The sequence below is a fragment of the Pedobacter sp. genome, from assembly GCF_035566355.1.
Taxonomy (GTDB): Bacteria; Bacteroidota; Bacteroidia; order Sphingobacteriales; family Sphingobacteriaceae; genus Pedobacter.
In genome coordinates this window covers 1-11,666 of the sequence record NZ_DATMRL010000291.1, presented here as the reverse complement: position 1 = coordinate 11,666, position 11,666 = coordinate 1, and the positions used below count along the sequence as shown (strand labels likewise).

Here is an 11,666-nt window from a genome sequence, read left to right as displayed (position 1 = left end):
CCCTGGAAACCATTTTCAATCAGCCACTTTCTAACAAACTCCTTAGAAAGCTGTTTTTGAGCCTCTCCGGTATTTTGTCTTTCCTGATAACCATCAGCATAGAAATATCGGGAGGAATCTGGTGTATGGATTTCATCAATTAAATAGATGGTGTCTCCAACTTTACCAAACTCATACTTCGTATCCACCAGGATCAATCCGCGTTCTGCAGCCATTTCCGTTCCCCTCTGGTATAAAGCCCTGGTGTAGTTCTCCAAAGCATCATAATCAGTAATAGATACAATTCCTTTAGAAAGGATATCCTCTCTGGAAATATCTTCATCATGTCCAACTGCAGCCTTTGTAGTTGGTGTAATAATTGGTTCCGGCAGTTTGTCGTTTTCTTTCAAACCTTCGGGCAAAGAAACACCACACACACTTCTTCTACCTGCACTATACTCTCTCCAGGCATGTCCGGCAAGGTAACCTCTGATCACCATTTCCACTTTAAACGGCTCACAGATTCTTCCCACAGTAACCATCTCATCCGGAACTTCAACTACCCAGTTAGGCACAATATCTTTTGTTGCAGATAAAAACTTAGCAGCGATCTGATTTAATACCTGACCTTTAAAAGGGATTGCTTCAGGCAATACCACATCAAATGCAGAGATCCTGTCTGTAACCACCATTGCCATAAAACGTTCGTCTATGGTATACACATCTCTCACCTTACCTTTATAGAAGCTGGTCTGCTTTGGAAAATTAAATTTTGTTTCTTTTATTGCTTTCATGGTTATGCAAATCGCATATGTTATTAATTATTGAATATCGCCGTAGGCTTTAAGGATTCGTTTTACTAATTTATGTCTTACAACATCTTCGCCGGTTAAGTAAATAATGTCTATTCCAGGAATATCATCCAAAATCCTCAAGGCATTGTGTAATCCAGACATCTGCTTTTTTGGAAGATCCACCTGAGTAACATCTCCGGTTACTATAAATTTCGCACTTGGTCCCATACGGGTTAAAAACATTTTCAACTGCAGATCCGTTGCATTTTGGGCCTCATCAAGAATCACAAAACAATTGTCCAGTGTTCTTCCCCGCATAAAAGCAAGGGGAGCAATTTCTATCGTCCTGTTCTCCAGATACAATTTTAATTTCTCTGCAGGAATCATATCATCCAGCGCATCATACAAAGGGCGCAGATAAGGATCAACCTTCTCTTTCAGGTCCCCGGGTAAAAACCCAAGGTTCTCCCCTGCCTCAACTGCTGGTCTGGTTAATATAATCCTCTTAATTTCTTTGTTCTTTAAAGCCCGTACGGCTAATGCCACTGCGGTGTACGTTTTTCCGGTTCCGGCTGGTCCAATAGCAAACAACACATCATTCTTTACAATGCTGTCTACCATACGGCGCTGATTGGCTGTTCTGGCCTTTACCATCAATCCGTTGGTTCCAAAAACAATCACCTCTCCACCGCCACCTGAATTTACTTTTTCAGCTACCGGTTCTGCAGCGCCTGCTTTAGCCTTTACAGACAATACAGATTCTACTTCATTCGGATTCAAAGAACTGTACTTTTCAAGATGAGCTACCAGCAAATTAAACTTAGATTCAAAGACCCCCAGCTCCTGCTCATCGCCCAATACCTTAACTTCATTGCCTCTGGCTACAATTTTAAGCTTTGGAAAAGCATGCTTTAATATTTCATAATGCTCATTGTTGGTGCCCCAAAGTTGTGCCGGATCTACCGATTCTAGTGTTAGTTTTAATTCGTTCAAAATATTGTTTTTTAGATTGAGGTGTATATTTTGATATAAAAATTGAATATTTGTACGCGATTTGCCGCTTACGCAAGATTAAGAATAAATATTCAATTTTTAATGGCTATTATCACTTTAACAACAGATTTAGGTTCTAAAGATTTCTATCAGGCTGCCTTAAAAGGCAGTATCCTGACGATCTTGCCTACTGCCAATATTGTTGATATTACCCACGATGTTCCTTCTTTTAATATTTCTTATGCCGCATTTGTTCTAAAGAACGCCTATCCCTACTTTCCAAAAGGCACTGTACACCTGGTTGGAATTGATTCTGTTTTCAGTGAAAATACAAAATACGTGGCCATGAAATTCAGGGATCATTATTTTGTAGGCGCAGATAATGGCATTTTCTCTCTCCTGTTTGATGAAAAACCTGAAGAACTTGTAGAGCTCAATATCATGCAGGATCTCAAATATCTCCACTTTCCCCTGGTCGATATTTTTGTTAAAGCCGCGATCCATCTGGCTAAAGGTGGTAAGCTCAAAGACATTGGCGTTCCCACAGAAAACATAGAAGAAAGAATGCTCCTGCACCCTGTTATAGAAAGAGATATCATCAGGGGAAGCGTCATTTATATTGACACCTTTTGCAACGTTATTACAAACATTACCAAAGATCTTTTTACCAAAGTACAGCGCAACCGCGACTTCACTTTATATTTCAGAAAAAGTGAAACCATTACCCAGCTGAGCTGGCATTACAATGAAGTACCCGAAGGTGAAAAGTTGTGCCTGTTTGGCATCAGCAATCACCTGGAAATCGCTATAAACAAGGGAAAAGCAAGCGGTTTGCTAGGACTGCACCTGGGCGATATCTTAAGGGTCGAATTTCATCCCTGATCTGACAAAATTCCAGAAAATAAGCTAAGGCATAAAATTTGCTTAATTCTTAAACAATGAAGAAAATCATTAAACATGCACTTTTATTGGTCCTTATAGCCTTTTCGGCACAAACTTTTGCCCAGACTGACAGTGCGGCATACCAGCTGCAACGCATTAAAATAAATGCCCTGCTCATGCAAAGAAGCGCAAAGTTTGGACAATACGAACAAAGCCTCACGGCAAGGACAGGTATCTTCGGATTTCAGACCAAAGACGACATCAAAAACTCCAATGAGATCCTAAGAGAGATCGCTTTGAACGACAACAACATATTCAGAGAGCTCAAGGTACTTATGGACTATAAAGACGTTCAGGTACAACAGGTACAAAATACAGCCGCCATCAACAATGAGCGCATTCAGAAATATATGCTGGCCATAAAAAAACTTCAGGACAGAAATTATGAATTAAAAGTACAACTCCAGAAACAAATATTAAGGCAAAACATATTCTATTACTTTGGAGGTCTCCTGATCATCATATGTGCCGGCCTGGGGTATATTTTACTAAAGAAAATTAAAGCAGTTCGTAATTAAACCTACAAGGAATTTAGGCTCTACCCAGGTAGATTTAGGCGGCATGACACCATTTGCATCAGCCACATTAATTAATTGCTCTACAGAGGTTGGAAACAAGGTAAAAGCAAGCGCAAATAAACCATTATCTACTTGCTTCTGCAAATCCGAAATGGGCGTTCTTCCTCCTTCAAAGGTGATCCTTGCATCTGTCCTCGGATCATGTATACCCAAAACAGGCTCCAGGATATGATCCTGCAAAATACTAACATCCAGGAGCTCTACCGGATCATCTTCCTTGTAAATTCCCTTTTTAGGCATTAGACGATACCACTGCTGATGTACATACATACCAATTTCATGCAATCTTTCTGGCTTAACCATTGCTTCGGATTTCTCCACAACGAAAGAAAGAGCGATCCTTTCCAGGAGTTCAGCTTCCGTTAAGCTACCCAAATTCCTAACCATACGGTTAAATTCCAGAACCTTAACCTCTTTTGTATTCATGTATACAGAAGTAAAATAATTATACATTTCTGTACCTGTATGTTTATGCTGATTTAGAGCCTTTTTATGAAGCCCCATTTTCGCCATGGAAGCAATCCGGTGATGACCATCTGCAATATACACCGCGGGTATCTGAGCAAAGGCAGACACCAACGCTTCAAGATCCGTCTGATCCATTATAGCCCAAACCTGATGCTCGGTTCTATCCGCAAAAGTGAAATCTAGAATCGGTTTTTGCTGTATTGTTTTTGAAATCACGGCATCTACAACAGCATCCGGGTAATAAGTGATCAGAACAGGATTAGCATCCAGCCCCGTTTGCTGAAGATAGTCTGCAAGCAATCTTTCCCGGCGTTCTACAGTATGTTCATGTTTTTTGATCTTGCCTTCCAGATAATCATTAATATGAGTTAATGTCCAGATACCGGTCTGTACAAGCCCGTCATGAGTTGTGCGATAGACGAATATCGCTGGTTCTCCCTGTCTGACCAGCACTTTCCTTTCCAGGAATACATCCAGGTTTTCACCAATCTTTTTAAAAATTAATTCCTGCCGGGTTCCCCGCAAATAAGGATTTTCCAGTTCAGGATTAATCAGATGTAAAAAGCTGCAGTCATTTTCAGACGCAATCAGCTTAGCTTCCCCGGTGCTGTAATTTTCAAGCGGACGTGTGACCACTTGTTCCTGTAGATCAACTGCAGGAATCAATGCATTAAACGGCTTTATATTTGGCATGTGACGATCAATAACGTATAAAGGAGTCTGTAAATGACTCCTTTATACGTTTAAACTTATTTATTAAAGTGCTCTATGATTAAAGTAGCAAGCTCTGTACCTATCCGCTCCTGCGCTTCATTTGTCGAAGCACCAATATGCGGGGTAAGAGAGATTTTAGGGTGCTGCAAAATGGCCTGCTGAGGCGTAGGTTCGTTATCAAAAACATCCAGTCCTGCAAAAGCAACTTTACCACTGTCTAAAGCTGCAATTAAAGCAGTTTCGTCAATAGTTCCGCCTCTTGAGCAGTTCACAATTCCTACACCTTTTTTCATTTTGCTAAACTCCTCTTCTCCTAAAATTGGTCGGTCAGCAAATGGAGTATGCAAACTGATGAAATCACTTTGACTGATCACTTCTTCCAGCGAAACCGTCTGAACAGGAATATCAACCGAAATGCCTCCCTGAAAGCTTAACGAAATATTTCCGCTAAACGGATACAGATCATAAGCCACCACGTTCATTCCCAATCTCAAACCAATTGCAGCAGTTTCCCTTCCAATACGGCCAAAACCAATCACCCCTAAAGTTTTCCCTTTAAGTTCTATTCCTTTAGCATAAGCCTTTTTCAGGTTGTTGAAATTCGTACCGCCTTCAACAGGCATTTTTCTGTTAGAATCCTGCAAAAATCTGATTCCTGTAAACAGGTGTGCAAAAACAAGCTCAGCAACAGATAATGAAGAAGCTGCCGGTGTATTCACAACCGCAATGCCTTTACTTCTGGCATATTCAACATCAATATTATCCATACCCACTCCACCACGACCAATTAACTTTAGGTTTGGACACTGATCAATAACATCCTGACGGACTTTAGTTGCACTCCTTACAGTTAAACCATCATAATGCTGAAGGGCTTCTATAAGTTTATCCTGAGGCACGGTTTCTGTATCTACTACAAAACCTGCCTGTTCTAATAATGATTTACCAACGGGATCAATCCCGTCGTTCGCTAGTATCTTTGTCATTAATCTATTTATTGGTGTTTTTCTGCAAAAACTTGCATTAATTCAATTAAAGTATGTACACTGGTAATTGGCAAAGCGTTATACATAGATGCCCTGAAACCACCAACACTTCTGTGCCCTTTGATGCCTTCAATACCATTCTCTTCTGCAAATTTCAGGAAAGGTTTTTCCAGTTCAGGATTGTTCATTACAAAACAAACATTCATTCTGGAACGATCCTCAACAGCACAAGTTCCTTTAAATAATGGATTCCTGTCAATCTCTGCATATAAAGCATTTGCTTTAGCAATGTTTTCTTTTTCAATTTCAGCAACACCACCTTTAGACTTTAGCCATCTCAGATTAAGCATCGCTACATATATAGAAAATACCGGCGGTGTATTGTACATAGATCCACCTTCAATATGAACTTTATAATCTAACATAGATGGAATCTTTCTGCCTGATTTGCCCAGAATTTCATCTTTTACAATCACAACAGTCAAACCCGCAGGACCAATATTTTTTTGCGCACCTGCATAGATCAGATCATATTTAGATACATCAATTACCCGGCTCATAATGTCTGAAGACATGTCACAAACTACAGGAACCTTAGTTTCCGGCAGGAAAAACATTTCAGTACCATAGATCGTATTGTTTGAAGTACAGTGAAAATAAGCACTGTCATCAGGAATAGCGAAGTCTTTAGGAATGAACGTATAATTGGCATCTTTTGAAGAAGCCACAACATTTGCTTTACCAAAAGTAGATACTTCTTTAATTGCTTTGTTTGCCCAAACGCCCGAATCCAGGTAACTGGCGGTTTTACCGTCTGGAAGCAAGTTCATTGGAACCATTGCAAACTGCAAACTGGCACCTCCCTGCAAAAACAAAACCGAATAACCTTCTGGTACATTTAACAACTCCTTAACTAATCTTCCGGCCTCTTCCACAACACCTTCAAATTCAGGTGTACGGTGTGAGATTTCCAAAATTGATAGGCCGTCTTTAAAATCTAAAACCGCCCTGGATGCTTGCTTAAATACTTCCTGAGGTAAAATACAGGGGCCTGCGCCAAAATTATGTCTCATGTTTTATACTAATTTTATTGACGGTAAATGTAATAGTTTTATATCAGTAATTGGTTGAAAAACTCAAACTTTAAGTTCATTTTTTTTAACCAAAACCTCTAAAAATAACCACATTATGGCGCAGGAACGCCTATTTAAAGGCAAATAGCCTTTATTCTATAGAAATAATAGTCTTTTAAGCCTGAACGCTGTCTGTTCTGATGTTTTTTAATTCAGAAATCATTTGTTCAGGCGAGTCTGCAGCAAATACTGCATTTCCGGCCACAAAAGCATTTGCGCCTGCCTCTACCAGGCTGGCCAGATTATGTGCACCCACTCCTCCATCCACTTCAATAATCAAATCCGGATTTAAATTTAAAGCCATAGCCCGCAATTCTCTTAATTTATTCAATGTATTTGGAATAAATTTCTGCCCGCCAAAGCCTGGGTTAACCGACATGACCAAAACCAGGTCAAGATCCGGAAGAACTTCTTTCAGCAAACCAACGGGTGTATGCGGATTGATAGCCACGCCCGCCTTACAACCTGCCAGGTGAATAGACTGGATGGTACGATGTAAATGTACACAGGCCTCATAATGCACCGTAATATGTGAAGCACCGGCTTCTGCAAAACGTTCAATATACTGATCCGGATTAACAATCATTAAATGCACATCCAAAGGTTTCTTTGCATGCTTTTTAATCGCCTCCATAACCGGAAAACCAAAAGAGATATTTGGCACGAAAACGCCATCCATTACATCTACATGAAACCAGTCGGCTTCGCTGGCGTTGATCATTTCTATATCCCGCTGAAGATTACCAAAATCTGCAGCAAGTAAAGAAGGTGCTATTAAATGGTTCATAAAGGTAAAGATAATCAAAACCTGTTTTAAACCAAAAAACCCTGCAAAAAGCAGGGTTTTAAATGATATTTCAACAAAAGACTAAGCAGGTTTGTTTTCTGTAGTCTCTGGTTTTGGTGGACGAGGCATTAAAGCTTTTCTGGAAAGCTTCATTTTACCTTGTTTGTCTACATCCAATAACTTAACCGTCACTTTATCACCTTCTTTAAATACACCGTCCATCGTTTCTAAACGTGTCCAGTCAATCTCAGAAATGTGCAGTAAACCATCTTTTCCTGGCATAATTTCCACGAAAGCACCAAACGGCATAATTGATTTTACTTTACCTTCGTAAGTAGCACCAATTTCTGGTTTAGCAGCAATGGCATTGATACGGCCAACAGCAGCATCAATAGCCGCTTTATTATCAGCAAAGATTTCTACAATACCTTTGTTTCCAACCTCCTCAATAGAGATCGTAGCACCGGTTTCTCTCTGCATTTCCTGGATGATTTTACCACCCGGGCCAATTACAGCTCCAATAAATTCTTTATCAATAGTTAAAGAAACAATACGAGGCGCGTGATCTTTATAATCTTCACGAGGCTGCTCAATAGTTTTCTTCATTTCATTCAGAATATGCAAACGGGCTTCATTAGCTTGTTTCAAGGCAGCAGTTAACACTTCCCATTTCAAACCATTGATCTTTAAGTCCATTTGACAAGCAACAATACCTTTTTCAGTACCAGTTACTTTAAAGTCCATATCTCCCAGGTGATCTTCATCTCCTAAGATATCAGAAAGGATGGCATATTTACCAGTTTTCTCATCAGTGATCAATCCCATAGCAATACCCGATACAGGAGCTTTGATTTTAATACCGGCATCCATCAGTGCAAGTGTACCTGCACAAACTGTTGCCATAGATGATGAACCGTTAGACTCCAGGATGTCAGAAACAATACGGATAGTATATGGATTTTCTTCCAGTCCAGGTAATACTTTCTTTAATGAACGCATTGCAAGGTTACCATGTCCAATCTCACGACGGCCAGCACCTCTGTTAGGACGAACCTCACCAGTAGAGAAACCAGGGAAGTTATAGTGCAACAGAAATTTGTTGTAACCATTGATGAAAGCTCCATCAATCATTTGCTCATCATCTTTAGAACCCAGGGTTACTGTAGTTAAAGATTGAGTTTCACCACGTGTAAATACTGCAGAACCGTGAGCAGAAGGTAAATAACCAACTTCACTCCAGATAGGACGTACTGTACGTACATCACGTCCGTCTAAACGCATGCCTTCATCTAAAACCAGATTTCTGATCGCGTCATATTGTACATCATGGAAATACTTCTTGGTTAAGAAACTGGTTACTTCATCAACCTCTTCACCTAAAGTAACTTTAAATTCATCAAGGATAGCTGCAAATTTCTCTCCACGTTCGTGTTTAGAAGTCTGGCTTTTAGCTACAGCATATACTTTATCATAAGTAGCAGCATATACCTGATCTTTTAACTCAGGATTGCTGTCTTCATGAGAATACTCACGCTTAACTGTTTTACCCACCAGTTCAGCCAATTCTTTTTGTGCCTGAACCTGAACGATGATTGCTTTGTGAGCAAATTCAATAGCTTCAACCATTTCGATTTCAGAAATCTCATCAGCTTCACCTTCCACCATCACGATATCTTTTTCAGTACCTGCAACCAGGAAATCAATAGTTGCACGCTCTAAATCACTTACATAAGGGTTGATCACCAATTTGCCATCAATTCTGGCCACACGTACTTCCGAGATTGGTCCGTTAAAAGGAATATCTGAAACTGCGATAGCAGCAGAAGCCGCCAAACCAGCCAAACAATCTGGCATTATATTTTTATCAGACGAGATCAAAGTGATCATCACCTGGGTATCAGAGTGGTAATCTTCAGGGAACATTGGACGCAAAGCACGGTCTACCAAACGAGAGATCAATACCTCGTAATCTGATAATCTTGCTTCGCGACGTAAGAAACCGCCAGGAATACGTCCTGCAGCAGCATACTTCTCCTGATAATCTACTGATAAAGGTAGAAAATCAACACCCGCCTTGGCACCTACCGTAGAAACTACAGTGGCCAATAACATGGTATCGCCCATTCTGACAACGACAGAACCATCTGCCTGTTTAGCTAACTTTCCTGTTTCGATTTCAATTGTTCTTCCGTCACCCAGATCGAACGATTTTTTTATTACATTCATTTAAAACTTGTTGTGGTGTGTTTTCCTCTTTCTACACACCGGATTTATGTGGTTATTTTATTTTTAAAGTAAAAAAGCCATCCCTACAGAATGGCTTTTAATGATATAAGTACTTTTATTTAATGATATCTCTAAGCTGTAAAGCCTTGATGATAGCACGATAGCGCTCAATATCTTTTTTGAATAGATATGCCAAAATACCACGGCGTTTACCTACCAGTTTTTGAAGAGCCAGCTGAGTAGAAAAATCCTTACGGTTTTTCTTTAAGTGCTCTGTTAAATGCGCAATACGATACGTAAATAACGCTACCTGACCTTCTGCAGAACCAGTATTGGTTTCTACTTCGCCGTGTTGTTTAAAGATTTCGGCTTTCTTTTCTTTACTTAAATACATTTCTTGAATGATACTAAAGTGTTTATAAATTAATTAATTGGACGCAAAGATAGTGTAAGTTTTGATGATAAGCAATAATAACTCATTCATTTCTGTTACTTTTGCAAAAAAGATTTTTCATGGAAAAGACCGGCTACAGCATATTTGAAAGCGAACTGAAAGTGAGACCCGATGACATCGATATGTTTAACCACGTGCACAACAGCAAGTATTTTGACTATGTACTGGCCGCAAGGTACGAACAAATGGAAAAATTCTACAAAATGCCCATGGAAGACTTTCTCAAGAGCGGCTATGGCTGGGTCGTAAAAACAGCTTATGTAGATTTCAAACGCCCTTTAATCCTGGGAGATGTGATTGCCATCCGTACCGGAATTTTAACCATCAACGAAAAAGGCTGCCGGGTACAATTCGAAATAGAGAACAAACGCACCAAAAAGATCGCTTCCGATGGCTGGTTCGACTATGTTATGATTGACATCAGTACCGGCAGAGGCTGTAAAGTCAGTGAAGAAATGATCAAAACCTATAGCCTTTAATACCAATACAGCTGCAATCAGAATATTTTTAGCCATTAAAAAAAAATATTTTTGCAATTCAATTCCAATATCGCCATATTTGTTATCTAACAAAACCGCAAAACAATGAAGGTATTTGCAGTCCGTTTGAGGTTCTAAAACCGAGGACTCCCCTTTTCCGATAAAACATCGTTCAGCATTTCCTGCTGACAGCGGTTTATATATTTCACATTTTTTCCCTTTTTTATGCCAGAACATCAAACAGCTGCCCAAAGCAAGCTATTCAGAATATTTACACTTTTAAAACAAGCCCTTAAAGGCGAAGAATTAGATTATACCCAGGGAAGCATCAGAAGGGCCCTGCTCCTACTCGCCATCCCCATGATGCTGGAAATGGCCATGGAATCCATTTTTGCCCTGGTAGACCTTTATTTTGTAGGCCACCTGCACAACAGCAGCCATGCCATCCAAACCGTTGGTCTTACAGAATCTGTACTCACTATTATTTATTCCCTCGCCATCGGGATGAGTATGGCCGCCACCGCAGTAGTAGCCAGAAGGATTGGAGAAAAGGACCCCGCTGCTGCAGCAAAGGCAGGTATGCAGGCCCTGATTATCGCCATAGCCGTCAACATTGTGATCAGTATAACAGGATTTATCTTTGCTACAGACCTGCTGCTTTTCATGGGCGCATCAGCAGAAACCGCCAGACAAGGCACCCCTTTTATGCAAATCATGATGAGCGGAAGTATAGTGATCATGCTCTTGTTCCTGATCAACGGAATTTTCAGAGGAGCCGGAAATGCAGCAATAGCTATGAAAAGTTTATGGCTGGCCAACCTTTCCAATATTGTCCTTTGCCCTATCCTGATCAATGGTCTGGGTCCTGTTCCAGCCTTTGGGCTTACCGGGGCAGCTATGGCCACTACTATTGGCCGTGGTATTGGCGTATTGTACCAGATCTACCATTTAACCGGAGGAAAAAGTGCCCTTAAAATCAAGCTTTCTTATTTCAAACCACACTGGGAACAAATAAAGGCGTTGTTAAAAATAGCAACTCCTGGTATCTTCCAGTTTGTAATCGCATCCTGCAGCTGGATCTTCCTGGCGCAGCTGGTGGCTACCACCGGAGGAGACCACGGTTCAGCAGGATA

12 protein-coding genes are annotated in these 11,666 nt (G+C 40.4%); 4 read left to right on the top strand and 8 right to left on the bottom strand.

Features of this window, described 5'->3' with window-relative positions; translation table 11 throughout:
* Together VNZ46_RS11485 and VNZ46_RS11480 are read right to left on the bottom strand one after the other, a co-directional pair.
* Nucleotides 1-773: phosphoribosylaminoimidazolesuccinocarboxamide synthase (locus VNZ46_RS11485; protein WP_325560294.1), on the bottom strand; the 773-nt coding region annotated here is incomplete at its 3' end.
* A 27-nt stretch (nucleotides 774-800) separates the two neighbouring features.
* Nucleotides 801-1,766 (bottom strand): PhoH family protein, encoded by a 966-nt coding sequence (locus VNZ46_RS11480; protein WP_199083238.1) that lies wholly within the window; start codon nucleotides 1,764-1,766, stop codon nucleotides 801-803.
* 102 nt (nucleotides 1,767-1,868) lie between these two features.
* On the opposite strand from VNZ46_RS11480, the gene VNZ46_RS11475 reads away from it, so the two are divergent.
* Both VNZ46_RS11475 and VNZ46_RS11470 read left to right on the top strand, forming a co-directional pair.
* A complete protein-coding gene (locus VNZ46_RS11475) occupies nucleotides 1,869-2,648 on the top strand; it encodes an SAM hydrolase/SAM-dependent halogenase family protein (RefSeq protein ID WP_108553142.1) in 780 nt (259 codons plus the stop codon).
* 56 nt (nucleotides 2,649-2,704) lie between these two features.
* On the top strand, nucleotides 2,705-3,226 hold the full coding sequence (locus tag VNZ46_RS11470; RefSeq protein WP_325560293.1) for a hypothetical protein: 522 nt from the start codon (nucleotides 2,705-2,707) through the stop codon (nucleotides 3,224-3,226).
* Here the strand turns inward: VNZ46_RS11470 and VNZ46_RS11465 are convergent.
* The 6 genes from VNZ46_RS11465 to rpsO form a co-directional block, all read right to left on the bottom strand.
* Nucleotides 3,197-4,447, bottom strand: coding sequence for a DUF1015 domain-containing protein (locus tag VNZ46_RS11465; RefSeq protein ID WP_325560292.1), 1,251 nt, complete (start codon nucleotides 4,445-4,447; stop codon nucleotides 3,197-3,199). The two genes, VNZ46_RS11470 and VNZ46_RS11465, sit on opposite strands and share 30 nt — an antisense overlap.
* Nucleotides 4,448-4,503: 56 nt before the next feature.
* Nucleotides 4,504-5,454 carry a D-2-hydroxyacid dehydrogenase gene (locus VNZ46_RS11460; protein ID WP_325560291.1) on the bottom strand — a complete coding sequence of 317 codons (951 nt, stop codon included), beginning with the start codon at nucleotides 5,452-5,454 and terminating at the stop codon, nucleotides 4,504-4,506.
* 8 nt (nucleotides 5,455-5,462) lie between these two features.
* Complete coding sequence (gene serC / locus VNZ46_RS11455; protein ID WP_325560290.1) at nucleotides 5,463-6,527, bottom strand: 3-phosphoserine/phosphohydroxythreonine transaminase; 1,065 nt, start codon at nucleotides 6,525-6,527, stop codon at nucleotides 5,463-5,465.
* Between the two features lie 175 nt (nucleotides 6,528-6,702).
* Nucleotides 6,703-7,374, bottom strand: coding sequence for a ribulose-phosphate 3-epimerase (gene rpe, locus VNZ46_RS11450; RefSeq protein ID WP_199082994.1), 672 nt, complete (start codon nucleotides 7,372-7,374; stop codon nucleotides 6,703-6,705).
* An 81-nt stretch (nucleotides 7,375-7,455) separates the two neighbouring features.
* Complete coding sequence (gene pnp, locus VNZ46_RS11445; protein WP_325560289.1) at nucleotides 7,456-9,600, bottom strand: polyribonucleotide nucleotidyltransferase; 2,145 nt, start codon at nucleotides 9,598-9,600, stop codon at nucleotides 7,456-7,458.
* Nucleotides 9,601-9,715: 115 nt separating this feature from the next.
* Entirely contained in the window at nucleotides 9,716-9,994 is a 279-nt protein-coding gene (rpsO, locus tag VNZ46_RS11440) for a 30S ribosomal protein S15 (protein ID WP_110826871.1), read from the bottom strand.
* Between the two features lie 119 nt (nucleotides 9,995-10,113).
* Between rpsO and VNZ46_RS11435 the strand changes: the two genes are divergently transcribed.
* The gene (locus tag VNZ46_RS11435) at nucleotides 10,114-10,533 is read left to right on the top strand and encodes an acyl-CoA thioesterase (protein ID WP_325560288.1); all 420 of its coding nucleotides are present in this window, start codon (nucleotides 10,114-10,116) and stop codon (nucleotides 10,531-10,533) included.
* Between the two features lie 225 nt (nucleotides 10,534-10,758).
* Nucleotides 10,759-11,666: MATE family efflux transporter (locus tag VNZ46_RS11430; protein ID WP_325560287.1), on the top strand; the 908-nt coding region annotated here is incomplete at its 3' end.